The sequence below is a fragment of the Pedobacter sp. UBA4863 genome (assembly GCF_002399615.1).
Lineage (GTDB): Bacteria > Bacteroidota > Bacteroidia > Sphingobacteriales > Sphingobacteriaceae > Pedobacter.
In genome coordinates this window covers 4,107-29,540 of the sequence record NZ_DHDZ01000036.1, presented here as the reverse complement: position 1 = coordinate 29,540, position 25,434 = coordinate 4,107, and the positions used below count along the sequence as shown (strand labels likewise).

At 38.5% G+C, this 25,434-nt stretch carries 19 protein-coding genes and 1 tRNA gene; 3 read left to right on the top strand and 17 right to left on the bottom strand.

The genetic code is table 11. From position 1 onward, the window contains the following. Positions 1-32 precede the first annotated feature (32 nt). Entirely contained in the window at positions 33-1,043 is a 1,011-nt protein-coding gene (locus tag B3I52_RS08565) for a LacI family DNA-binding transcriptional regulator (protein ID WP_293300380.1), read from the bottom strand. 58 nt (positions 1,044-1,101) lie between these two features. On the opposite strand from B3I52_RS08565, the gene B3I52_RS08560 reads away from it, so the two are divergent. Next, positions 1,102-1,341, top strand: coding sequence for a hypothetical protein (locus B3I52_RS08560; protein WP_293300378.1), 240 nt, complete (start codon positions 1,102-1,104; stop codon positions 1,339-1,341). 328 nt (positions 1,342-1,669) lie between these two features. Here the strand turns inward: B3I52_RS08560 and B3I52_RS08555 are convergent, their stop codons facing one another. The 8 genes from B3I52_RS08555 to B3I52_RS08520 all read right to left on the bottom strand — a co-directional run bounded on the left by B3I52_RS08555 (position 1,670) and on the right by B3I52_RS08520 (position 7,460). Beyond that, on the bottom strand, positions 1,670-2,368 hold the full coding sequence (locus B3I52_RS08555) for a hypothetical protein (protein WP_293300376.1): 699 nt from the start codon (positions 2,366-2,368) through the stop codon (positions 1,670-1,672). Between the two features lie 3 nt (positions 2,369-2,371). After that, positions 2,372-2,734 carry a KTSC domain-containing protein gene (locus B3I52_RS08550; protein ID WP_293300374.1) on the bottom strand — a complete coding sequence of 121 codons (363 nt, stop codon included), beginning with the start codon at positions 2,732-2,734 and terminating at the stop codon, positions 2,372-2,374. 32 nt (positions 2,735-2,766) lie between these two features. Continuing rightward, positions 2,767-3,336, bottom strand: a complete 570-nt coding sequence (locus B3I52_RS08545) for a hypothetical protein (RefSeq protein ID WP_293300373.1) — start codon at positions 3,334-3,336, stop codon at positions 2,767-2,769. Then, entirely contained in the window at positions 3,329-3,643 is a 315-nt protein-coding gene (locus tag B3I52_RS08540) for a hypothetical protein (RefSeq protein ID WP_293300372.1), read from the bottom strand. Before B3I52_RS08540 ends, B3I52_RS08545 begins: the two co-directional genes overlap by 8 nt. 767 nt (positions 3,644-4,410) lie before the next feature. Next, a tRNA-Asp gene (locus B3I52_RS08535) sits at positions 4,411-4,484 on the bottom strand. Between the two features lie 140 nt (positions 4,485-4,624). Further along, entirely contained in the window at positions 4,625-5,698 is a 1,074-nt protein-coding gene (gene prfA, locus B3I52_RS08530) for a peptide chain release factor 1 (protein WP_293300370.1), read from the bottom strand. A gap of 170 nt (positions 5,699-5,868) precedes the next feature. Next, a complete protein-coding gene (locus B3I52_RS08525; RefSeq protein WP_293300368.1) occupies positions 5,869-6,633 on the bottom strand; it encodes a hypothetical protein in 765 nt (254 codons plus the stop codon). A gap of 56 nt (positions 6,634-6,689) precedes the next feature. Beyond that, positions 6,690-7,460, bottom strand: a complete 771-nt coding sequence (locus B3I52_RS08520) for a UDP-2,3-diacylglucosamine diphosphatase (protein ID WP_293300367.1) — start codon at positions 7,458-7,460, stop codon at positions 6,690-6,692. Between the two features lie 229 nt (positions 7,461-7,689). Here B3I52_RS08520 and B3I52_RS08515 point away from each other — a divergent pair, with 229 nt between their 5' ends. Both B3I52_RS08515 and B3I52_RS08510 read left to right on the top strand, forming a co-directional pair. Then, positions 7,690-8,700, top strand: coding sequence for an NAD(P)/FAD-dependent oxidoreductase (locus B3I52_RS08515; protein ID WP_293300365.1), 1,011 nt, complete (start codon positions 7,690-7,692; stop codon positions 8,698-8,700). A gap of 35 nt (positions 8,701-8,735) precedes the next feature. Further along, entirely contained in the window at positions 8,736-9,062 is a 327-nt protein-coding gene (locus B3I52_RS08510; protein WP_293300364.1) for a 2Fe-2S iron-sulfur cluster-binding protein, read from the top strand. A 73-nt stretch (positions 9,063-9,135) separates the two neighbouring features. Here B3I52_RS08510 and B3I52_RS08505 read toward each other — a convergent pair whose 3' ends face one another. The 8 genes from B3I52_RS08505 to B3I52_RS08470 all read right to left on the bottom strand — a co-directional run bounded on the left by B3I52_RS08505 (position 9,136) and on the right by B3I52_RS08470 (position 25,201). Then, a complete protein-coding gene (locus tag B3I52_RS08505; RefSeq protein WP_293300363.1) occupies positions 9,136-10,830 on the bottom strand; it encodes a S41 family peptidase in 1,695 nt (564 codons plus the stop codon). Between the two features lie 204 nt (positions 10,831-11,034). Then, entirely contained in the window at positions 11,035-11,250 is a 216-nt protein-coding gene (locus B3I52_RS08500) for a hypothetical protein (protein WP_293300361.1), read from the bottom strand. A 97-nt stretch (positions 11,251-11,347) separates the two neighbouring features. Further along, entirely contained in the window at positions 11,348-13,348 is a 2,001-nt protein-coding gene (locus tag B3I52_RS08495; RefSeq protein WP_293300359.1) for a SusD/RagB family nutrient-binding outer membrane lipoprotein, read from the bottom strand. Positions 13,349-13,360: 12 nt separating this feature from the next. Beyond that, complete coding sequence (locus tag B3I52_RS08490) at positions 13,361-16,513, bottom strand: SusC/RagA family TonB-linked outer membrane protein (RefSeq protein ID WP_293300357.1); 3,153 nt, start codon at positions 16,511-16,513, stop codon at positions 13,361-13,363. Between the two features lie 269 nt (positions 16,514-16,782). After that, the gene (locus B3I52_RS08485) at positions 16,783-18,249 is read right to left on the bottom strand and encodes a glycoside hydrolase family 10 protein (protein WP_293300355.1); all 1,467 of its coding nucleotides are present in this window, start codon (positions 18,247-18,249) and stop codon (positions 16,783-16,785) included. 172 nt (positions 18,250-18,421) lie between these two features. Next, positions 18,422-19,906 (bottom strand): DUF4623 domain-containing protein, encoded by a 1,485-nt coding sequence (locus B3I52_RS08480; RefSeq protein WP_293300353.1) that lies wholly within the window; start codon positions 19,904-19,906, stop codon positions 18,422-18,424. A gap of 51 nt (positions 19,907-19,957) precedes the next feature. Next, positions 19,958-21,766, bottom strand: a complete 1,809-nt coding sequence (locus B3I52_RS08475) for a RagB/SusD family nutrient uptake outer membrane protein (RefSeq protein ID WP_293300351.1) — start codon at positions 21,764-21,766, stop codon at positions 19,958-19,960. Between the two features lie 18 nt (positions 21,767-21,784). After that, entirely contained in the window at positions 21,785-25,201 is a 3,417-nt protein-coding gene (locus B3I52_RS08470; RefSeq protein WP_293300349.1) for a SusC/RagA family TonB-linked outer membrane protein, read from the bottom strand. Between the last annotated feature and the right edge of the window lie 233 nt (positions 25,202-25,434).

The window sequence follows — 25,434 nt, the reverse complement described above, 5'->3', positions numbered from 1 at the left end:
AAAAATCGACGCAAAACTGCATCAAAAATCTATCATTTATTTGTGGAATTTCTGATAAATAATTTAGACTTCAATACTACTTCCTGAATGGTCGAAACCACCTGTTCTCCTTCTAATAGATTAAACAAAAGTTGCGCAGCCTGACCACCTATATCTGTAGCTGGTTGGGTAATAGTGGTTAACGAAGGATTTAGTAAAGGAGCTATCTCTAAGCTTGAAAAACTTATTACCTTAAGGTCTTTTGGTATTTCCAATTTCAAATCGTAGCAAGCATAATAGGTTGCAAATGCCAAACGCTCTACAGAAGCAAAAATACCATCGGGTTTTAAATCCTTTAGTACTTCTTTAACAATTACATCATTTTCTTCGTAGCTATTGCTACAATCTACGATATAACGGTCATCAAACTTAATTCGATACTTTTCTAATGCATCTATATATCCTTGCATACGTGTTTTGCCAATACTTAAACTCTTGTTAACTACTAAGTATGCTATTTTTTCACATCCTTGCAGAATAAGATGCTCTGTTGCTTTAAAACTACTATCGTAATCGTTTGTGACTACCCTAGGTACATCAATATCCTCATACACCCTATCAAAAAACACCAAAGGCAAACGCTTTCCTCCTAATTTATTTAAATAACTATGGTTATTGGCTTCGCCAGAAGCAGACATAATAATACCGTCGGCCCTGCCATTATGTAAGTGCCTTATAAAATCTACTTCCTTTTGGTAATCATCATCGGTAACATAAATAAGTATATGATAGTTGTGTTCACGAGCTATTCTTTCAATTCCGTGAATTGCCTGAGAAAAGTAATTATTAGCAAGCTCTGGAACTATAATGGCAATGGTACGGCTTTTTTGCTCACGTAAATTACTCGCATAGTGATTAGGCTGATAATTTAATTCTTTTGCTTTAGCTAAAATACGAGCCTTGGTATCTGCCTTAATATCGTCATTATCCCTAAAAGCTCTAGAGACCGTAGATTTAGAAAGATTTAACTCTTCTGCTAATTTTTTAATGTTTATGCGATCCATTTGTAGTTCTGTAAAACAAAGATAGATTTCTAGCAACAAACCTAAAGAGATTTTTAGAATGATAAAGATTTGGAATTGCAGGTTAAGCAAAGGCGAACATAACTATTTCTTACAGTTTGAATTTGTAGAATATGATAGTGAGTACAATCAATTAAACTATGAACGCCAAAGGTCAAAAGAAGATTTGTTTAATGAAGCAAAACGTTTAAGAAATGAGGGATTGACGTATGAGAAAATAGGAGAGGAACTTGGTTTCGGAGAAACCACAATAAGATACTGGTTTAAAACAAAAAAATAATATCAAAAAACGCAAAAGAGCAAAAAGTGGTGCGCACCTGAATTTGCGATTTTGCGGTTAAATTCAAGACTTAAATTGAAATATTCTTATTACCTATTATCCAATCAGGGAAATTATAAACTAAAGCAAAAGCTAACCCCATATAATAATATGTTATAAAACTCGATAACACTACAGGGATGTAATAAGCTATAATCCCGAAATAGAATACCATAAATAATGCTTTAAAAAGCAAATCTCTTTTCCTAGATCTTTTTAAAAATTTTACCATAATTTTAGCTTTAGTCCGTAATAACCGCAAAAATGTTCACAATCATTAATTTATTTGTTATTCTTTATAACCAATAATATTGTCTTGCTCATCAAATAGGATATATATAGATTTTAGCTTTCCATCGTTTCGAAATTTAACTGAAGTAATGTAACAAAAAAACTCCCTATCTTTCTCTATCTCAATATTCAAAAATTTGTTAAGAGAATCGGCAGAAAAAACCCCATTAAAATGTTTGTAGTTCTTAATTTCATTTCCAAAATCACTTCTAAAATTTTTGTCGTTCAAAATCTTATGACGAAACTGTTTAATAGGCATCTTAACAATTTGATTTAGGAAAATATTAGGTGTTTCTTGTTCTCCTTTCGTGTAATTTGAATTATTGTAGTCATACCGTATATGTTTATGTAAAGCAGAAGTATAAGATTCGTAATTCCAATCAAGCGTTGTCTGGATATCATCAGTAACAACAGTGTCACTAATGACAGTATCGGCAACAATAGTAGTTTCTGGTTCTAAGTATAGCTGTTGGTCTTCATTAGGGTTATATTTATTGAAACTATTAATTAAGTATAATTTTGCATAAGAAATTGTATCAATCACAACGACTGATACTAGGTCAAATTTTGATTTGTCAAAACTTTCAAGTGAACTATTTAGGAGGTCTTTTATTTTACTTTCACGATTATCAATACAACTCATTAAATTTAAAAATATAAATATTGAGATAACTGATCTATATAACTTTACTCTCATTTTTTAATTATTTATTCTAAGTTTATATCTTTTTTTAATATTCTTTGTGTAATAACTTCCTTTAGAATTAGCTTTTTTAAAATTATTCCAAATATTAGTAGGAAGGTTTTGATGAATGTACGTATTGTTGTTTTTCAGATAGATAATTAAATAGCCTTTTTTTCTATCACAACTTTTAAACGATGCTGATTTTATCCAAGAACTTTTAGGTGTGTTGATGTTATCTAAAAATAAAAACTTTGCTGTCTGTATAGTTGCGGAAGCACTCCTGTAATTGCTAAAGGCTTGTGGAATATCTTTGCAATTTTGCGCATTTAATGAATATAGTGTTAAACTAAAAACTATGATTAGGAGCATTAACTTCATATAATACGACTTTTAAACTTTATTTAAAATTTTCAAATACTATCATCTTTAATTATTTTAACAAAAGAACCATTTAAAATAAAACATTCTTGTCCTAATCTTGACAATTCAGCTGGCTCGCCATCGGAACTGGTCGCCTCAAAAGATAATGGTATCTTATTTGCGGATTGTAGTAAAAAAATAATCCCCACGCCACTATCTAAATCCTCACCTTTTAGAAAATCTTTAAACGAACTAAAGTTTGTCATAGAACACCTTAACTTAATTAAATAATCAGGTATACTAATTATCGGACTAACAGTCAATAAATAAACCGAATCTTTTCTAGCAATATCAAGGATTTCTGCGTTAGTAATAAGTATTTTCTTACCAGTTAAAGAATCATTCCATTGATAAGAAAATTTATAATTTATCTCATCAAGATCTACAGCATCTTCTGAGTTTAACAATTTATCTCTTTTAGCTAACCTATTCTGTTGTTCAACAGAATCAATTTTTGCTTGCGATTCTTCTGACTGATTACTATTGTTAGAACAGCCAAAAAGTAACATTTGAATTGCTGAAATAATAATTATAGCATATCTAAATGGGCTATTACACATATCTATCGATTTTAATAAGAGCAATGAATAATGCGAATAAAAATGTAGCGACTAAACAAACTGTTAAAGATTTCTTGTCATAATACATATCGTATTTTATATTAACAGCACCCGCATAAAGTCGGTCGTCAAATTTATTTAACTCATAATACTCAAGGCTTAATCGCTTATTCATTAAATTGAAGTCAGAAGCCTGACGCTCCATACCATATTGTAACTTACTTTCTTCTATTAAGATATATCTGCTTTTTTCAGAATGATAATAATAGGCGAACAATGCAAATAATAAAATTAAAGAAAGTCTCAATAGTAATATCCTTAACCAATTGAATCTATAAATTGACATACATGCAAAATTAGAATATTACCTTTATTTAAAATTACGGTTTCCCGTACTGCCTAAAAAAAGAATAGCGTGGGGCTTCATCAGCTACCACGCCCGACCAAGAGCGCATACACAAACAAAGACACCCACGCCATGGCGCAGGCAAACTCTTACTCGTGTATAACTAATTGTTTTTGGTCGGTTTGGTAGCTATACGAGCCGCTATTATTAATTATTCAAACTTAACATTTCATTTTCATTTTTTATAAAAAATTAATCACTATAAAAATAGGGTATGTGATTTCGTCTTGAACAATACCCTAGATATAAAGAGCCATTAGGGCAATGGGCAAGCCGTACCGCCTCACCCCACCCGCCATAAATTTTTGGTGTAACCTTACGTAGCAGACAGTTGAAACCCACAAATTTACGCAAAGGGTAATTTGATGGCTTACAGTCTTTTTGATGTACTTAATTGATGATTGAAGTAAAGCAGATTACAATGCCATAGATTAAACACCTTCAAACAAAACACCTGTAAAAGCACTTAAAAAACTTTAATTCAGGGCTTTAAGCAATTTTTAACAGTATGATTTTATATGATTTCATACTAGATAGAAACTGCGTTGGAATAGAGTTAATCTAAATGCATTGTCAAACGTAGAAATAAACCGAGTGCAAAACCGAGTAGACCAAAACAAAAAACCCTCGCAACTACTTAAGTTACAAGGGTTTAGCAGATTTCTCTGCGGTCCGGACGGGACTCGAACCCGCGACCTCCGCCGTGACAGGGCGGCATTCTAACCAGCTGAACTACCGAACCGTTTCCTAACTTCAAGAGAACCTCTTTCCGTTTGGGTCTGCAAATATAGCTTCTTTAATTTATTTTGCAATATTTTTTTTCAAATAAATATAATAAGTTGTTTCTCAGCAAGAAAAATTAAGTTTTCAACCTCCTTGTTCCTAATTTACTGCTCCCTCTTTCATCTTCTCCGCATTCTCTGCAAACTGAAGCTTATCAATCAATTCCTGGATATCACCATCCATAATAGAAGGCAAGTTATACAAGGTTAAACCAATACGATGGTCGGTAACACGCCCTTGCGGATAATTGTAAGTTCTAATCTTCGCAGATCTATCGCCTGTAGAAACCATTGTTTTACGCTTTGCGGCAATATCGCCATGTTTTTTCTGCACCTCTAAATCGTACAATTTAGAACGCAACATTTCCATGGCCAACTCGCGGTTAGCCAATTGCGAACGTTCTACCTGACAAACCACCACAATTCCAGAAGGCCTATGCGTTAACTGCACCTTGGTTTCCACCTTATTTACGTTCTGTCCACCAGCACCACCCGAACGAGAAGTCTGCAAATCAACATCAGCCGGATTAATGTACACATCTACTTCTTCGGCCTCTGGCAAAACTGCCACCGATGCTGCCGATGTATGTACCCTTCCCTGCGTTTCTGTATCTGGTACACGTTGTACGCGATGTACGCCACTTTCGTATTTTAAAGTACCGTAAACATCATCGCCACTAACTTTAAGCACCACCTCTTTATAACCGCCAGCAGTACCTTCGGTTACATCCATTACCTCTACTTTCCAGCCTTTAGTATCGAAATAACGTGTGTACATACGATACAAATCGCCAGCAAAAAGCGCCGCTTCATCACCTCCTGTACCACCACGAATTTCAAACACCGCATTTTTAGCATCTTCCGGATCTTTCGGAATCAGCATCAACCTAATGCGCTCTTCCATTTCCTCCTGCTGCACCAACAGCATATCTTGTTCCTCTTTCGCCATCTCTCGCATTTCAGGATCTTTCTCGTTGCTCAAAATATCTTTGTTCGCCTCAATATTGCTCATCACGTTTTTGTACACCTTGTACTCCTCCACAATCTTGGTCAAGTCCTTATACTCCTTGTTCAGGGCAGCAAAACGCTTCATATCCTGTATCACATCCGGATTACTCAATTGTTCCTCTACATCCTCCCAACGCAACTTAATGGCTTCTAATTTATCTAACATATTTTTTATAAGAAAATCAATATAACTGTTCCAATTAAAGCAAGTCCCGCTTTGCGTTTCAATCTTTTTTGTGCCCTGCCATCCTGAGCCTGTCAAAGGATCTGCAACAAAAAAGTATTTACACTTCAATCGGGTTTATTGCACTAAAACTGTGCAAAAAGCAACACGCTTTAATTATCGGACAGCAAAAATACGGCTTTTTCGGTTAACACCGCAATTATTTTATTGCCCACAGCCGCCTGGCTAATTGGAAGAGACACAGGCAGCTGCTGTTTAGAACGCTCAAAAGTAGTTGGATGATATTTTATCAAATCGCTACCGTTCAAATAAGCAATCACATTACTGGTAATATTAAAATCCGAAAGGCTATCTATAGGTAGTTCTCGCACATAGCCACCAAATCTATCAAACTGTAGCACACCTTCGTGCTTGCGTTGCAGAAAAACGTACTGGTCAGAAGCGGCCATTTTATTAGCATCAACCACTTCATCAAAAATCTGGAACAGATTAGCAGAGCGAACGTCTTCAGTAAAGCTACTACTTAACTTAATCAATGCATTACTCGCTCTATCGAAAATCCATAAACTGCTATTATTGCCCGATGCAACCGCCGAAACCAACAAGTTCCCATTCTTGGCAAACGAATAACTGGTAATCTCGTTTAAATTATTGTTGAGCACCACCACCTGCTGAAAATCAGCATAAAAAAGCACTACCCGTAACGGATCAGAAACATCCACACTGTGCAACTTACCAAACCTACTATTGCTATAGCGCCACTTCAATTTCCCTTTTGCATCGTATTTCAACAGTTCTTCTCTGGCCGATAAAAGATAAATGTTATCCAAATTATCTACATAAACAGCCTTAGCGGCAGTATCTATTTTGGCCACTTGTTTCAATTGCGCATGGGCTATGCCACAATCAAGCAGCATAACAATTAAACAATTTAGCAATAGAACAATTAACCTTTTCATCATATCAATTCCCTTTAGTGCTTGTCCCGAATATTCGGGTGGTTAGGGGTAAAATACTCTAGCCTTAACTCCTCACCATCAAACACACCGTAAGAATTATAGTTTAACCACTCGCCTATATTAATATAGGTACTTTGGTCGTTCAGTTTCATGGTTATTGGCAAATGCCTATGCCCAAACACAAAATAATCGAAATGGCGTTTTGCCAACTGCTCCTTTGCATAAATGGCCAACCACTCCTTGTCTTCTCCTAAAAACACCTCTTCTGTTTTACTGGCCGCCCTACTATGCGCCGACCAGCCATTGGCAATGCCCATACCTATTCGGGGCGGCACTATGCCAAACAACCACTGGCAAATAGGGTTTCTAAAAATCTTCCTTAAAAATTTATATTTCCTATCCCCAGGGCCTAAACCATCGCCGTGATGCAAATAAAATTGCTTGCCATTTCGTTCAATAGTAAGCTCATCACTTACAATTTGCACACCCAGTTCTTTAATAAAATAGTCTTTTACCCACATATCGTGGTTACCTTTAAAAAAATAGATTTTTATGCCTTTATCAGACATTTCGGCCAATTTACCTTGTAACCGCACAAAGCCTTTCGGCACTACGTACTTATATTCGAACCAAAAATCGAACACATCGCCCATTAGAAACAATTCGCTACAAGTTGGCGTAATAAAGTTTAGCCACTGCACAATACGATCTTCACGTCGCCTACTTTCGGTATAGTTAGGAGAGCCCAAATGAAAATCTGAAGCGAAATATATGTTCTCAGTCATTTGCCCAAAGATAACGTAGATTTGAATAAGTTGTTTAAATTATAAGCTATAACCCGTTGCTAATATAACCGCAACAAAAATAAAACATACCCACATTTATAAATTAAAACGCCTTAAATTAACTTAATCCATAGGTTTAATAGATTTTACACCTTCTATCTAGAATTCATCTAAATAGCTTCCTTATTTTAGAACTTAATTTTGTACTTTTGCACAAATTTTAATCATTATGATCTCTACTGATATAGCTATTATAGGCGCTGGGCCAGTTGGTTTATTTGCAATTTTTGAAGCGGGTTTGTTAAAAATGCGCTGTCATTTAATTGATTATTTGCCACAGGTAGGCGGCCAGCTATCAGAAATATACCCTAAAAAACCAATTTACGATATCCCTGGCTTCCCTTCGGTATTGGCACAAGAACTTATTGATAACCTGATGGAACAGGCCAAACCCTTCCACCCTGGTTTTACCTTGGGCGAAAGAATTGAAGGCTTAGAAAAAAGAGGTGAGGCAGATTTTGTACTAACCACCAACATGGGAACCGTAATTGAAGCTAAAGTAGTGGTAATTGCTGGAGGCTTAGGTTGCTTTGAGCCGCGTAAACCAGCCGTTACTGGCCTAGAAAAGTTTGAGAACGGCCGTGGCGTAAACTACATGATTTTAGATCCAGAGAAATATCGCGACCAAAAAATGGTAATAGCAGGCGGTGGCGACTCGGCCCTAGATTGGACTATCTTCTTAGCAGATGTTTGTAGCGAACTTACCTTAGTACACCGTAGCGAAGCCTTTAGAGGAGCGCCAGACTCGGTTGCCAAAGTAATGGAACTGGCCGAAAAAGGAAAAATTAACTTGGTGCTCAACAGCAATCTAAACGCCGTAAGCGGCGAAGGAAAACTAGAAGCAGTTGAAATTATCCATAACAAAACCATGGAAACCATGTCTGTAGCAGCAGACCATCTAATTCCTTTGTTTGGTTTAAGTCCTAAATTGGGCCCTATAGAGCAATGGGGGCTAAACATTCACAAAAGTGCCATAGAAGTAAATGTAGATGATTATTCTACCAACGTACCTGGCGTTTATGCCATTGGCGATATTAATACTTACACCAATAAGTTAAAGCTAATTTTATGCGGTTTCCACGAAGCTGCGTTAATGAGCCACAGTGCTTACCAGTACATGAACCCTGGCGTAAAATACACCATGAAATATACTACCGTAAACGGTGTAAGCGAATTTTAAACCACTAGCCCCTAAAGGGAAATAAAATATTTATAATGAGTGATATCAATATAACAGTTGAAGACAGAGCAGGAAATGTTGCCGAACTGGCAGCACCAACAGATATGGGCCTTAGCTTAATGGAGTTTTTAAAAGCTAGCGAATACGATGTGTTGGCCACCTGTGGCGGAATGGCCTTATGCGCAACCTGTAGTGTAGATGTACTTGAAGGCGAAGAAAAGCTGAATGAAATGAGCGACGACGAGTATGCCATGTTAGATACTTTACCAGATTTATTACCAAATACACGTTTGGCATGCCAAATACAATTAAGCCCGGCTATGGAAGGCTTAAAGGTTAGGCTACACGCCATGGATTATTAACTAATCAAGTTCCTCAAAAAGGAAGTCTTATATCGACATAAAAAAAGTCCCGACAATTAATGCCGGGACTTTTTTAGTTTTCTGCCTGGTTAACTTTTAAAATTGGGCTACCGATAGTTTTATAAGTGCCATCGCCTTTTAAAATGGCTAGCATTTGATTTTGGTTGTTAAACAACTGTTTGGCCTTAGCTATTTCTTTATCGTACTGGAAAGATTGTTCTATCCTACCTTTCTCGTGGAAATAACGGCTTATAATTTGTGTTTCTAAAGCACGTTTAATTTCCGCTTTATGTGCATTAAGGTCATCTTTCTTGGCTGCCATCATTTTGGCTTTCAATGCTTCTAAATCAGCTTTAACGGTAGCGGCTTTATTTTCCTTTTCTGCTTCGTTTTTTAATTCGTTTAACAAACGTTCCGATCTCGATGTATAGTTGTAGTCTTTGTTAGCTAAAGAAGCCAAAAAAGCTGTATAATTGGCGTCGCTAATTTGGAAGTCTTTGGCAGATGCTACCGTTTTATGTTCTTTTTTAAAGGTATTGGCGTACTCAAAAAACAAATTCTTGGTTAATAACGATAGGGTAATTGGGCTGTACTTTGTTGGCTCCACTTCCACATCGGGGAAAACGCCATTACCATCGTAAACCGTTCTACCCACCTTGGTACCGTACGCTTTCAAGGTACTGTCGGCAAATTTTTCTGCAGAACCATCTTGCTTTCTATGCGCATAATCTAAGGCTTGGATACATCGGCCAGATGGCGTGTAATACTTTGCCACAGTAACCTTTACTAAGCTGTTGTAAGGCAAGTTAAATGTTTGTTGCACCAAACCCTTGCCGTAGCTACGTTGCCCAAGCACAATGCCTCTATCTAAGTCTTGCAGTGCGCCGGCCACAATTTCTGATGCCGAAGCCGAAGCCCCGTTAATTAAGACCACAATTGGCAGGTTAGGGGCAACAGCATTAGCCATAGTTTTGTAGGCAACGCTTTTTTCTGGATTACGGCCCTTTTGGGTTACTACCAACACATTTTTCTCTATAAAAAGGTTCACTATTTTAACCGCTTCCTGTAAAATACCCCCTCCATTATTCCTTAAATCTAAAATTAAGCCTTTGGGCTTTTGTTTATTGATTTGCTCTAAAGCCGCTTTTACTTCCTGTCCCGAATTCTCTAAAAACTTATCTAGGCGAATGTAACCAATCTGTTCATCCAACATGCCCGAATAAGAAACATTTGGTTGTTTAATTTCTTCTCTGGTAATGGTTTTATTAATTAACGTACCTTCCCTTAGCAGCAGTAGGTTTACTGGCGTGCCTTTAGGGCCGCGTAACAATTGGCTAATTTGTGACCGGTCCTTACCTGTTATCGCTACTCCATTAATTTTTACAATTTGGTCGCCTGGGCGGATATCGTTTTTTTGAGAAGGATGACCCTCGCTTACCTCGTTGACAAACAACTTGCCGTTAATCGTTAAGGTGCCTGCACCTATGCCCCCATATTGCGTGCTAATATATTTAAGCTTGTAGTCTTCAATTTCCGATTCGGGTACATATTCTGTGTAAGGGTCCAAACTGCCTAACATCGCATCAATGCCCTGCTTCATTAAGTCAGCAGGGTTGGTTTCGTCAACATAGTTGATGTTAATTTCCTTGTACAAAGAGGCAAATACATCGAGGTTTTTTGACACCTGAAATAGATCTTCCTTAAAAGCTAAGGTAAGTGATGTGGCAGCTAAGACAGCTCCTAAAAGTACAATTTTTACTTTCTTCATATTTGTGGCAATTAAACGCCTAAGCGGGCTACCTAGCAAAAGCTAGCAGCAAGAGAAAGTAAATTTAACTAAACCAGTTGATTTTTCAAACGCAATCACTTTCGGTGGTCAATTAATCGAAAAATCAGCTCGCTTCATCACAAATAAAAACAAAATTATACAGATGAAAAAAGAATAGAAATAAAGTGCAGAGAACAAGGAATGTTAAAGCCTGTTCCCGTCGGGGTCGGCCAAGGCCTTGCGAATGGTAAACTCTATGTAAGTATTATCTCTGTTTACCAATTTGGCTAATTGCTGCACCAACTGGTCTTCCTGTCCTGGCGTAAAAGAGATTTCTATGGCGGCTAGCTCACGATATTTTCTCAAAAATTTTGTTTTAACTTTTTGCCAAGTTTCAGGTGTAAGGGTAAAATTTGCCATTGGTGTAAAAAGGTTTACCGCAAAGTTAGGAATTTTGTTGAGGATTGGGAATAAAAAAATCCGCTGAGATGCTCAGCGGATTTTTTTAGTTTATAAATTATTTTAGATAGCTTTCATACTCTTGATCTGTAGCGCAATCCCACCAAACTGGCATAGACCATATATAAAGCTGATTTGCATGTGGATTTACAGCAAGCACATTTGTTGTGTTATACTGCAACTCTAAAGTAGCTGGCAATCTCCAACGACGCATCCAATACTTAGGATCTGTTTTTGAAGTTCCAATTAACTCCGCGTTACCTGTAAATAGAGGACCTCTGTCATATCCAGGATATACCACACCAAAACTCCCGATATTGCCAGCACTATAATTAAAACGACGCATATCGTTCCAATTTTCAATACTACATCCCATAGCAACATATTTTTGCAACATAATATCACGCATAGATAGTTCTCCTGAATTTTGAGCCACCGCTGCACTAGCAAGATAGAGCGTAATATCAGTTGGGTTCATTGGTTTCATATCAGGATTAGTAGTTCCGTACACACCTTGCCATTCCGTCAATTTGGTTTGCATCATATTGATATGAGCTTCAACTCCTTTTCTGTAAGCAGTATAAGCAGCACCTGTAGCCCCTTTACGCATTTGTACTTCTGCTTCAATAAAACACATCTCATGATATGTCAAAACTTCAAAATCAGAAACTGGACGCGTTTGAAATGACCCTGTTGAACCAACTACACCGGCAGTGTAGGCTGGCACGCTCGAATACCAATTTACATCATTCTGAGGTTGCGCTGGATTACCTGATGTGGCAATCGCATTACTTCGCAGATTTACATAAGCAGTGTCTCCTGCCAATACGTAGTTTGTACTGTTGATATACATTGATCCCGCTCGATAGGTCACTGTAACGTTATTTCCAGAAGTTGTAAAGGTTTTTCCCTTAGCAGTAAGATCCGCAATAAACGTTGCCCTATCGGTAGCATTGGCAATCGCATAGGTAATATTAGTATTTGCGGTAGCATAAACAGGTAAAGCAATTGACGTTGCCGTAGATTTTAATAATCTCGTAGCTGGGCCATAAGAATCAACACCAATAGAACGAGTCCAGTCATAGCTTTGAACTTTACCATCACTACCTAATTTTACGTTTGTCATCATTGCCGGCACAATTTTGCTCATTCTAGGATCTACTACAGCCGAACCACGCATATTTGTCAATAAGTTATAGTGGAATTGTGAAATACGTTGATTACTTCCATAAGCAGCGTAATTAAAATTACCATTAGTAACTATGGGATCGCCAATTAAATAATCAACTACCATACTGTTGTTCAAACCTGGTAAAATAGCATTATCAGCGTTAGATTGTGGGCCTTTTGACAAGCAGTACAAAACCGAATCAGCATTATATAAATCTGATTTTTTCGACAATTTAAGCATGTATCTAGCTTTCAATCCCCAACACAACTTAATCCATTTATCTACGCTTCCTTTATGCATCATATCGCCAGGAGTTAGCGCTGGGGCCCCTGTTTCTTGTGTTTTGCTAAATAAGCTGATGGCTTCATTTAACTTGGCCATACATCCATTATAAATAGCCCTACCTTTGTCATATTTAGGACTTGGATTACCATAGGTGGCGTCAGTATAAGGCATTTCGCCATAAAGATCTAACATTTGCATAAAACCTAATGCATGAAACACATTAGCTGCAGCCATATAATGATATGCACCTTTACTCTTAGCCAAATCATACATATCGGTTATGTTTGACGAAGTAGCTACAAAAAACGTTTGGTAAGGCGTGGTGGTAAGAGCTGCTACTGGCTTCCAAGTAGTTGTTACGGAATTTGTGTTGCCACTGTTACTGTAATATACCCCTGCTTGAGCAGCAGCACGAAAATTACTGACACCAGCAGAGTACATGTAAAAGTGCTGTATCCAAGGCAACCTATTCTCCAATAATACGCTTTTGTTATTTGGATTATCTTTATCAACGTTAACATCTAACCATTTTTTACAAGATGTTAAACCCAATATTAGCGCAAAGGCCAATATAATGTTTCTAATATTTATATTCTTTTTCATGAGCTGTCTTAATTAAAATCTAACATTTAATCCAAATGTAAAAGTGGCTACGGCCGGGACCCCAAGATAATCTATACCTGTTGAGCCCGCGCCACCAGTTCCACCTGCAGCACTTACCTCTGGATCCATGCCTTTATAGTTTGTCCAAGTTAACAAGTTGGTGCCCACCGCAGTAGCAGACAAACCTTTGATAAATTTAACTTGCTTAACTAAGCTGCCAAAATCATAAGACAATGTTACAGACCTTAATTTTAACCAATTAACATCGGTGATAAAATTATAGGAATTAGCAGCATAATTTGCCCAATAGCGCTGAATCATTGCTGTTCCAGCAACAGTAGTAGCCCCGATAGGATAGGTTTTATCCGCTTCGTAAGTCTGTGTAAAATCTGCTCCAGTTGTACTATTTACACCTTTTACCGTTACCGACTGCCTGTCATTAAGCAACGTTCTTTTACTTAACCCGTTTGAAACTAATGCATACTCAGTACCATTAAATATTGCTCCGCCTTTTCTAACATCTAACAATACAGCTAATGATAATTTTTTATAACGGAAAGTGTTATTAATACCTCCAATAAAGCTTGGTTCTCGATTACCCACTATTGGACTATTAGCATTTACTTTATACAATCCGGTAGTTGGATCAACTTGGTAACGACCATTAGTAATTTCTTTCCCATTACCGTCCAATTCACGATAATAAGACTGTCCAGTCATTCCAAGGAAAAAACCACCATTAGGAATAGATGCCGCTTTTACTGTTCCAAATTGCGCATCTGTTGGATAAAAGTAAGACACCCCTTGTAAAAACTCCCCTAATCTTCCTTTATTATAAGAAAAATTCAACATTACATCCCAAGAAAAGTCCTTTTGCTCGATGGGCCTACCACTTAAGGCAACTTCCATACCTTTGTTAATTACAGAACCCGTATTTAGTGAACTAAAAATAAAGCCTCCAGCATTTGACAAACGTGGTTGTGCGATTTGATTTTTAGTTTGACTATGGTAATAAGTATAATCAAGGCCAATTCTCCCCTTTAGAAACCTAAATTCTCCACCTACTTCCCAAGAACTTTGAATTTCTGGCTTAAGTATCGGATTCCCTGCACCCCACTGATTTCCAACCGCTGTATAAGAACCTATAGTATAAGGAGCATTAACATAAGTTAATGTAGCGTAAGCATTGGCATCTTTACCCACTTGTGCCCAACTTGCTCTAAGCTTACCATAAGAAAGAATATTGTTTTTCGGAATCAATTCTGTAAATACTAACGACCCACTCACAGAAGGATAAAAATAAGATCTGTTTTCGATTGGCAATGTCGATGACCAATCATTACGTCCTGTAATAGTTAAATAAGCGATACTTTTATAAGAAACCCCTGCTTCTCCATAGGCACCAAATAAACGCCTTTTAACTGTCCTATCAGAAAAGAATTTATTTGTAACTTCAATATTATTTAAACTAATCGTTCCCGCAGTAATAAAATTATATCCCCAGTGGTTTTGGCTTAGTGTTTCAATATCTTCACTAGTGGCTCCTAGCATCACGTGAGTTTCAAAATCGCCAAATGTTTTATGAAAATTACTCATTAACGTAGTTGTCAAAAACGAATAATCTACATCATTTTTACTTAAACGACCGTTTTGATAAGCAGGTCGAACAGCCGATCCTGGCGCAATGTAAGTATAATCATCAGTTGTGTGTTGATCATAACCTAAACGAGCAGTTAAATCCCACCATTTTGCGATGTTATAATTAGCATTAATACCGCCCGTAATACGCTTGGTTTTCGAAGTTAATTTATTTTGATTGATGATCCAATACGGATTATCTCTGTCATTTTCTAATTCTAATGTCGGATATTCACGACGTTGACTACCGTCTAAATTGATATAATTTCTAATATCAAAAACGGTTGGCCAACTATATAAAGAACCCATACTTCCAATACCTCCGCCATCATACAATCCCGCAGTAGTTAAGGTTCTGTTCATATCAGCAATAGAATAAGCAACATTCGCATCAAGTGTCAATTTGCCGTATTTCTGTTGACCATTTAAACGAAAAGTCGTTTTGTTGTAATCCGTATTAGGCACAATGCCAGACTGATCAAAATTAGATGCCGATAAAAAGAAGGTTCCATTTTTCGAACCTCCCGAAACATTGATGTTATTATCAAAAACACCTGCATTTTGGAAGAAAGTTCCAATATTGTCATAAGTAGTATTCGCAGAAGTTAATTTTTTGCCCCATGAACTATACGACTCCAAATCATCAAAAGTGCCATTTACAGCATAAGAACCTACACCAAATTCTTTTTGAACTTCTGGCAATTTATTTGCCCAAGAAGTACTTAGTCTAGTAGCGTAGTTAACACTTGTAGATCCCTCAGCACCTCTTTTTGTGGTAATGATGATTACTCCGTCAGCTGCCCTTGAACCATATAAAGCCGCTGCTGCTGCCCCTTTTAACACTGACAAGTTTTCTATATCTTCAGGGTTAATATCCATTACCCTATTAGAATAAGTGGTGTTACTGCGAGATAATCCATCAGTTCCGGTGTTACCTGTACTTGAGGTGCTGTTATCATAAATAATACCATCTACAACAAATAAAGGCTGATTCTGTCTTCCTTCAGACGAAGAATTACCTCCTCTGATAGTAATGGAAGCTCCTGCTCCTGCCGACCCGCCAAATTGCGTTACATTAACACCCGGTATTTTCCCAACCAATGAATTGACCACGTTAGTATTTTTGTTTTTCATCAGTTCTTCCGCTTTTAAATCAGATACAGCATATCCAACTGCTCTTTTCTCTTTTTTAATACCTAATGCTGTAACCACCACTTCTCCTAAAGCCTTAGTATCTGAATTTAAGGCTATATTGATTACTTGCGCAGCACCAACTGCCCTCTCCTGAGTCGCCATTCCAAGAAAGATAAACTGAAGCACATCTCCTGGCTTAGCCGATATTGAATATGTTCCATTCGTTGCAGTTTGAACACCGGCGTTTGAACCTTTGATTTTAATCGTTGCCCCAGGTATGGGCTGACCATCTTCTACTGAGGTTACTTTCCCTGTAATTGTTTTCTGCTGAGCCATCACTTGTATAACCAACAGAAAAGAACTCAAGAATAGCATGAGTAATTTTTTTTTCATAAAAATTATTTTAGTTTCATTTATTTTGTTATTCGCCAAACAAACCGCACATATGCGCAGCGCTTTTGCTTAAGTAAATATAAAAAAATGTTTTTCACTAAAAGAAGAAAATTTTCAACTATATTTCAATCTATACCAAAATTATTGTTGCACAATTCCGAAAAAAACGGCACAACTCATAACGCGACTATTTAAAGCAAAAAAAGCAGCCAAACTTTTGGCTGCTTTTTTTGTATAGTGAAACGTCTGAAATCTGTTAAACAGATTATTTATTTTTTCTCCACCATATCAGTGGGTTTACTCTCTTGATTATCGACATTTAATGTTGAAACAACGTAGTAGCCTTTGGTATTTGTAGAGATGGTATTTCCCTTAATAATAGCATGTACTTTTCCTTCTTTTTTTAAATCAGAAAAATAATATACCACCGATTTTACATCGCCCGATGTATTCCATTTCAGTTCGCCACCCTCGAACCTAACATTGGTTGCCACCGCTGGAGCGGGAGCTACGGCACGCCCAACAAATGGCATTACGGCCAAATTGCTGTAAATTGATTTTAACTTATCGGTAATACCTATTTTGTTGCTGGTAATAGACAGGGCTCTGTATTGCACATTGCCCACCACCTTTGCGTTTGCCTTGGTTAGGTCGAATTGAAGTTGCAACTCGTTTGTTGAGCTAAAGGCTGCTACTGCAGTACTTCCAGTCCCATATTGCTCGGGATCGCCAAATTTATATAAGGCATGGCCAACCATTAAGGCTGCTTTGTAACTATTAGCTGACCAAAAGTTAAGATTTGATATAAATGCATTAGAACCAGTATTTGTAGTTTCTTGATACAATTGGGGGATAATTACATCTACCCAGCCCTCTCTACACCAAGTTACTATATCGGCAAATAAAGTGTTATAGTTATAATCCTTATTTGGCGCAGGCGAAACAGAAAACACTATTTCGGGCTTGGTGGCCACTATTACATCGTGTACGGCTTTTATAGCTTTGTTTACATTATCACGCCTAAAATTTTGTATGGAGGTTTGTCCTGCTCCATAAGTGGCATAGTCGGCGGCATCGGGGTGCGTTGTAGATGAGGGATAAAAATAATCGTCAAAGTGTATGCCGTCCACATCGTATTTGGTAATGAGGTCTTTTACAATATTGGCCAAGCGTTCTCTCACTCTGGGCTGGGCAGGGTTGTAAATGCGTATTGGTATTGAGGGGTAATCTAACAACCAACTTGCATCAACACCGTTGGGAAGCGTCTGAGAAAAGTCTGTAGCTACACGATAGGGGTTCATCCAGGCGTGAAATTCAATATCGCGGGCATGGGCTTCGTCAATTAAAAATTTAAGCACATCGTAGCTAGGCTTTTGCCCTCGTACGCCAGTAATAAATTTACTCCAAGGCTCGTAAGGCGAGTCATAAAAAGCATCGCTCATCCCCTTTACCTGAAAATATATCACATTGATATTTAACTCCTTAAACTTATTAAGATAGTTGATATATTGTTGCTTTTGGGCAGCCTCACCATAAACAGTTCCGGGCCAATCTAAACCCCACACCGTGGTAATCCAAACTGCTCTTGCTTCTTTTTTAGGATAAGTAAGACCTGTTGGGGTTGTTGGTGGATTTGTTACAGGCGGCGTTGTGCCACCGCCACCACTACCAGATTTTTTACAGGCGTTGAGTATAAGGGCTAATGCCAGCACCAAGTATAATGGATATTTTTTCATTTGTTGTTTTTATTTATATCTAATAAGATTGCTTCTTCCTTCGCAATGATGAAAATAGGAGCGTCATTTCGACGAGGTACGAGGAGAAATCTTTATTAGCTGTTGCCTAAATTAGGCAGTGCTCAATGTTGCAGATTCCTCCTCCTAAGGTCGTCGGAATGACGGAAAGAACTTAATCTGTTGCTACTTTTTTACCAAATTCAAAAAATGCGAAACCTCCATCGGTTGAGGCAGCATAAAGCATCAACTTTTCATCTTTACCTAGGCCGTCTTTCTTCACATAAAAACCTGTTTGAGCAGCAGCAGCAGCGTTAACTGTTGGCCCCATTAACGGATAATCGAATATTGGGGAAATGGCAGGCAGGTTTTCTAAATTGGCTAATGCATCTTTTACCGTTTTACCTTTAGTAATATTGTAAACTCTAAGGTTGGCAAATGAACCAGTACCAATAGGTGCTGTAACCGTAATTAAATAACGCTCTCCATTAAAGTTAACGATACGTACATCAGAACTTGTTAGTGGGAAACTAGTACCCTTTGCTAAAGTGGTCATTTTGCTTGTAGTATAGATGGCTGCACCTCCATCGTTCGCCAAAACAAGTTGTATCGGGTGTCCGGTAAACAAATACTCGCTGGTATTGCCAATTCGATTATAGCTAGACCAAGCGCCAGCGCCAGTTAATGGCATTCCAAATACGGTTGGGTTAGTCACTGTAGTATAATTAGCTACATTAAATCTTAAAATTTTAGCTCCAGCGTTGTCGCCAAAAAAGAAAAATCCATTACCTTGATCATCTAAACTGGCCGAAAAATTATCCCCATGCCTTATACCCGCTCCGGCCAAACCAGAAATATCTATGCTCGCAATCAACTGTGGTGCAACGTTTGGGTTTGTCCAATGGTAAATTTTAACTGGATTAGTTGGCGCATTACTAGAAAGATTTGCAATATAGGTATGGCCATTTACTTGCGCCCCCATATTCACAGCATAAGTTCCCCCTGTAATGCCGGTAGTGTTTAACATGATTTTGTTGATCACACCATTTTTCAACTCATCTACGCTTAGAAGATGCGGGCTTTGTGTCGATACCGTTAGCCTCTGAATCACTAACACGTGCTGTCCATCAAATCCACTTCCTCTAGTCAAAGTGCCCCCAAAAGCGCTATAGGTTGGTTGGCCTAGCGGATTGTTTGAAAAATCGTAAGTAGCATAGGTATCAAAATCGGCACCATATACAGGTACCTTTAGCCTTAATTTTAGCAAATACTCACGAAAACGTGGCGAGTTCATTACTTTTGCTACAACGATTTTTTCAGATTCGCCTTGCTCAAAAGTAATTGGGTAGAATTCTTTTTCTAAAACAGCTCCATTTGATACTTGGGCCTCAATTTTAAGGTTATACACCCCGGTAATTGGGTCTTTGGTAAGGGTATCTATACGAGGAAACGAAACAGTTTTAGCATCCTCATCAACAATACCGTTTAATACCACATCACCATTTGCACCCGTGTTTATAATTTTAATGCTGTTTAAAACGGTTACATTTGCGCTTGTATCCATTGGTTCGGGTAAATTGTCTTTACAAGCAGCAATGGCTAGCAAGCTTATAAAGGCTGCCAACAGCCTAATTTTTTGTGTTTTATATATTAGTTTCATACGTTTACAATCTTGTTTTTAATTAGTGTTTATTTATAAAACTATAATTTCTTAGTGCTGTGGCCAGCCTTGTGTTTGCTTCAATTGATAACCTCTGATTTTATAAGCATCCATTTGCACCAAACCAATTGGTGTTAGGTAGGGGTTAATATTAGCTTGGTTTAAAAATGGCTGACGACCTTGGCTCTCGGCATCTTTAAAAAAGCCTATCATAGCTGCTTTATTACTGCCATTGTACACGGTTTCTACCCCTGTGGTACTTACCACAGTTAGCTTACCAATGTTGGTGTCCGTTAGTTGGTCGGGTGTAAAGGTTTGGAAATTAACCCAACCTCCAGACATTGTATCATCATTAAGGTTGTTATCCATATATTCCAATTTACTCCATCTTTTTAAGTCGGCCAGACGGAAAGATTCGAAAGCAAACTCCATGCGGCGTTCTCTTCTTATTTCCCATAGCAAAGCCGATACTGAAGGGTCTCTATCTGGGTCGTTTGGTAGGTCGGACATATTAAGCGGAGCGGTTTGTGTTACGCCTCTATCCTCGGCTTCCTTAGCTAAAGGTCTAAGCCTAATTTTATTGATAGATTTGGTTATATCGCCCGGTGTAACCGCAGGGCCGCCCAATTCGGCGAACTCGGCTTTAGCTTCTATCCAGTTGAGCAGTACTTCGGCATAACGTAGTACGGGCGCATCGGTTTCGTTGTTAGATAGCGTATATTCTCCGGGCATTGGATCTGGTTTTATTAAATCTGGCCGGGTTACTTTTTCTACATCTCTCGGAAAAAATTTGTTAACATAAAAGTAAGAGGCTTTATTAAGCTGGTAGGGTTTATTGTAAAAAGTAGCTTCGAACCTCGAGTCGCGGCTTACAATCATGTTATCTAAGGCAAAAGAACCGCTTAAGGCATCCGGGTTTTGCCACACCCGCCCATTGGTAAGAATATAGGCTTTTAGCAAATCGGTAGAGGGGCCAATTAATACAGATTGGGTTAAATTGCTCATGGTTGCAACTCCGTGGGTTGTACCATTAGCAAGGTCATAGCTTCTGTATAAAATGCAATCTTTATTACCTGCCAACTTTTTAGAGGTAAAAAGCGATCTATAATCGGTAACAATATCGTACTTGCCGCTTGTTATTACGATGTCGGCAGCATCAATAGCCAATTTTAAAAATTTTTCGGCCTGTGCATTGTTATGGTAATAATATTTTTGCCAAGTGCCCTCTACCAAAGCTAATCTAGAAACAATGCCTGCCACCACATAACGGTTTACGTATTGGTCGCCATCGCTTGTTCTAACGTTTTGTATGGCAAACTGTAAATCGTCATAAACGGCATCCATCACTTCGTTGCGTGGCGTACGTGGTTTATACAGCTCATCAAAATCGGTCTCTAATACCACGTTGGTATAGTAAGGCACATCGCCATAGCTTTGCACTAGTTTTGCATACGCAAAAGCCCTAAAAAAACGGCCAACGCCTAACCAATGCGCTTTTGCACTAGCCGATAATACATCCGACATTTTGGTTTCTATCCTATCGAGCATAATGTTGAGCGAACGGATAGTGCTATAATCCCAAATACCGCTATTGGGTACGGTACGTGTAAAATTAATCTGGTTGCCCAGGGTTACCATGTCATCGTTATTGGTATTGCTGATTAGCGGTGCGCCACTACCGGTATAACCCGGAAAAAACTCGGCGTAGTATTTATTGGCGTATAAGCGCAATTTTTCTTCGCTTGTCCAGGCGGTTTCGTCAGTTTCGGTGGTTAGCGGCGGACGGTCTAAATATTTTTTACAGCCTGCAAAAGCAATTACTATAAAAACAAATGCTATTTTATTAACTATTCTTTTCATTTTCTTTCTTCCTTTAAATTAAAACCCAATTTGAAGACCTGCCGAGGCCGATTTGAATGTAGGATTTGAAGTACCTGTACGGCCTTGGTTGTAAGTACCATCGGTAAGCATCGAATAGCCCGTAATAGTTTCCGGATCGATAGGTAAGCCCCTTAACTTATCAAAGGTGATAAAGTTTTCTAACGACACATATACCCTTGCATTGGATATTTTTACTCTTTTTAGCAAAGCAGCAGGGAGGTTATAGCTTAGGGTAATGTTTTTTATTTTTAAATAGGCCATGTTTAGCATATACCTGCTTTGCGTCCTCATTACATAAAATTCGTCACTACCACCGCCGGCGTCCCATGCTCTTGGGTAAAAGGCATCGGTGCGGTCGGGTTTCCAATAGTTTTCGGCAATGGCTTGCGGCATAGCCCCCTCTTTGGAAGAATAGCCCGCTAAGGCCAATTGACCATTGCCCCAAATTTTTCTTTTGCCTACACCTTGGAAGAAAACAGAAAGACCAAATCCTTTATAATCGGCACCCAAACGAAAACCATATTGATACCTTGGCGTGCTATTACCTACCACTACCTTATCGCCAGGGTTGCCATTGGTGCCATCGCCGGCATCAATGTAGCCATCGCCGTTTACATCTACAAATTTTACATCGCCGGGGCTCATTAGCATAGTTTGGTTACCATCTTCAAAATAGGTTTGGTAAACCGGGTTGCTGCCTGCTTGCACGTTTGTTTTTTTGCTGGTGCCACGCCACACCACATTGGTTTGTACAAAATTGCCATTGCTATCATAAACAAAATCATCTTTTTGGTATAGCCTATCGGTAACAAAACCATATACATCGCCATAGCGGCGGCCTGTTGAAAAAGCACTTGAAAGAGATCTGTTCTCCCAAGGCGTCTGAAAATCAGCCCCTTTGGTAATAAAGGTTACAGCATCGGCAATGTTGGCATCGAAACTTAATTTAAGTCCGTTGCTTAGTTGATGGCTAAAATCTAAATTCAATTCCCAACCACGGGTACGCAAATCGCCATAGTTACCTTGTGGAGCAGAAGTCCCAAAAGTTGCTGGCAGGGCATCGCCAGGGATAATCATATTGCGGGTATAACGCTGATACACCTCGGCAGTAAGCCCTAATTTACCATTAAAAAAGCGCAAATCGGCTCCTAAATTAAGGTGTTCTATATCCTGCCATCCTATATTACCCGAAACAGCAGACGGAGTACCTAACTGATAGAAAGGCGTACCATCCGCACCTAACCACGCACTTTTGGTGATACCCATTTGTGGAACATATAGAGAATTAGGTACCGATTGGTCACCGATAAGACCGTAAGATGCCCGAAGTTTAGCAAAACTTAATATCCGTTTTGTTTTGTCCATAAAACTTTCGTTAGAAATTACCCAACCACCCGAAACCGAGGGATAGGTTCTCCACCGTAAATGGGTAGGGAATTTAGAAGTGGCATCTCTACGAACGCTGGCCTCTAAAAGGTATTTATCTTTATAGGCATAATTTACCCTACCAAAAAAACCCACTTGCGAATCCCAATTGGCCGAGCCGCCAGTGTTTTCTGTACCCACAGCAAAGTTATACTGCGGATTGTCGTAATTCAACAAATTGCCTCGTTTAGAGTATTGAGTAGCCCAATCGTAACCAACTATATTGCTACCCACCAAAAACTTAAGTTGATGTGTTTTTAAATCTAATTTATAGTTACTTAATAAGTTAAAAGTGTTTCTTTTTGCTCTATAAATATCTTGAGAAAAAAAAGTTTTGTCTGGTGTGGCGGCCAAACTATTCACCTGATACATCGCACGATATGCCGGCACACCCCCTGTAGTAACCGGGTTGCCTTCGTCGTCAACATATACCTGTGCGCCGTTGGCATCTAAATAAGCGGTGGTGTTAGTATTCCAAAACGAACGCATTTGTACAAAGGGAACAGAAGCGGTAGCTAAATCATTTTCGGTGCTATACGCATAATCAGCCGTAATGTCCCAAGCTTTGGTAATGTTAAGTGTAGCACCCAGGTTTAAGTTTAAATATTTTTCGTTACGGATTTGGTCGTTCGATCTTTGGGTAGCAGTAACCGAATCCCAAAGATCTTCGCCCAGTTCTTGCACGCCAATTGGGAACAATCGGCTCCAACGATAGAGATATAACCAAGGGTCGCCGCCAAAACCTGATGTACCTATCGACATAGGGTTACGCTTGGTTCCTTCGGCATAGCGCACACCACCGCGTAGCGTTAAGTAATCTGTTGCTTTGGTAGATAGAGTCAGCGATGGGTTTAATCTTCTGTAATCGTCATGTTTGGCGGGTTTCATCATCCCGTTTTGCCCCAAATACCCTATGCTTAAATTATAGTTGGTATTGCCGCTGTTGCCGGTTACGCCCAAATTGTGCATTTGCGATAGGCCATAATCTTTCACCATTGCTTCTACGGGGTCGTAGATCCTGTAACCAAATTTTTGGCCACCAATCATCTCCCAATCTCGTTTGTAAACCACGGGATCGTTATTACCTACGGTGCTGCCATATTTGACCTGCCATTCTTTAATTTTCTCGAAACTGGTTCTATCTATACGCCAAAAACCACCGGCAGGGCCAGTTCCTTTCATGTTTTCGTATGCGTCTAGTGTATATTCCAGACCGTCTATACCGGCAATATCAATAGCCTTAAATGGGGTTTGTGCTATAATATTGTTAGAGTAGGTAAATTTGTTGCCACTAACATTAGCTCCGTTTTTGGTGGTAATTAATATTACCCCAAAGGCAGCTTTAGCACCATAAATAGCACTCGAAGCTGCATCCTTAAGTACCGTAATGTTTTCAATATCATTTGGGTTTATGTATTGTATGCTTGGCACTTCTACGTTGTCAACCAATATTAAAGGATTACTAGAGCCATTAAGCGAGCCTACTTGCCCACGTATTTTAATGATGGGGGTTGAACCAACTTCGCCACTGGGCACCACTACCGAAAGCCCGGGCACTGCACCTTGCAAGCCTCTACCCAAATCGGGAATTGGGCGGTTGCCGAAAACTTTCTCTACATTTACAGAGGTAATTGCCCCGGTTAAACTTTCTTTCTTCTGCGCACCAAAGCCCACTACCACCACTTCATTTAGTCCTTCCGAATCTTCAGTAAGAGTTACGTTAATGGTGGTGTTACCGCCAATACTCCGCTCTACAGAGGTGTAGCCAATGTAACTAAAAACTAAAATGTCTTTTGCCGCAGCTTTAATGGTATAGGTTCCGTCGCCATTGGTTTGGCTCACTACAGTTGTTCCCTTTACCTTAATAGAAACGCCCGGTATAGGGCCATCTGAAGAAGTAACTTTTCCCGTGACTGTAACCTGTTGTGCAAAAACATGCATACATGTCAAAAATACTCCAAGAAAAAGTGCGAGTAATTTTTTTTTCATAAATTCATTATCTGGTTAGTAATTATTTTGTTTTGTGACCGAAACTGCAAAAACGCAAATACACGCACAACACCTAAACTTCCTGTAAATATCACAAATGTTTTTCACTAAAAAAAGAAATTTTAACAAAACTTTAACAAACAAATAATAATTTTCTCGACAAACCCTGCAAAAGACCGCATGTTATTTTGCTTTTTAACTTAGAAATTGTTTAAATTTCAATAAGAATAAAT

Coding starts and splice junctions, on each gene's coding strand:
- B3I52_RS08565 (WP_293300380.1), bottom strand. CDS start 1,043: ATGGATCGCATAAACATTAAAAAATTAGCAGAAGAGTTAAATCTTTCT.
- B3I52_RS08500 (WP_293300361.1), bottom strand. CDS start 11,250: ATGGCAAATTTTACCCTTACACCTGAAACTTGGCAAAAAGTTAAAACA.
- B3I52_RS08485 (WP_293300355.1), bottom strand. CDS start 18,249: ATGAAAAAATATCCATTATACTTGGTGCTGGCATTAGCCCTTATACTC.
- B3I52_RS08475 (WP_293300351.1), bottom strand. CDS start 21,766: ATGAAAAGAATAGTTAATAAAATAGCATTTGTTTTTATAGTAATTGCT.
- B3I52_RS08510 (WP_293300364.1), top strand. CDS start 8,736: ATGAGTGATATCAATATAACAGTTGAAGACAGAGCAGGAAATGTTGCC.
- prfA (WP_293300370.1), bottom strand. CDS start 5,698: ATGTTAGATAAATTAGAAGCCATTAAGTTGCGTTGGGAGGATGTAGAG.
- B3I52_RS08550 (WP_293300374.1), bottom strand. CDS start 2,734: ATGAAGTTAATGCTCCTAATCATAGTTTTTAGTTTAACACTATATTCA.
- B3I52_RS08520 (WP_293300367.1), bottom strand. CDS start 7,460: ATGACTGAGAACATATATTTCGCTTCAGATTTTCATTTGGGCTCTCCT.
- B3I52_RS08495 (WP_293300359.1), bottom strand. CDS start 13,348: ATGAAAAAGAATATAAATATTAGAAACATTATATTGGCCTTTGCGCTA.
- B3I52_RS08545 (WP_293300373.1), bottom strand. CDS start 3,336: ATGTGTAATAGCCCATTTAGATATGCTATAATTATTATTTCAGCAATT.
- B3I52_RS08470 (WP_293300349.1), bottom strand. CDS start 25,201: ATGAAAAAAAAATTACTCGCACTTTTTCTTGGAGTATTTTTGACATGT.
- B3I52_RS08525 (WP_293300368.1), bottom strand. CDS start 6,633: ATGCTGCTTGATTGTGGCATAGCCCATGCGCAATTGAAACAAGTGGCC.
- B3I52_RS08560 (WP_293300378.1), top strand. CDS start 1,102: ATGATAAAGATTTGGAATTGCAGGTTAAGCAAAGGCGAACATAACTAT.
- B3I52_RS08490 (WP_293300357.1), bottom strand. CDS start 16,513: ATGAAAAAAAAATTACTCATGCTATTCTTGAGTTCTTTTCTGTTGGTT.
- B3I52_RS08515 (WP_293300365.1), top strand. CDS start 7,690: ATGATCTCTACTGATATAGCTATTATAGGCGCTGGGCCAGTTGGTTTA.
- B3I52_RS08505 (WP_293300363.1), bottom strand. CDS start 10,830: ATGAAGAAAGTAAAAATTGTACTTTTAGGAGCTGTCTTAGCTGCCACA.
- B3I52_RS08480 (WP_293300353.1), bottom strand. CDS start 19,906: ATGAAACTAATATATAAAACACAAAAAATTAGGCTGTTGGCAGCCTTT.
- B3I52_RS08555 (WP_293300376.1), bottom strand. CDS start 2,368: ATGAGAGTAAAGTTATATAGATCAGTTATCTCAATATTTATATTTTTA.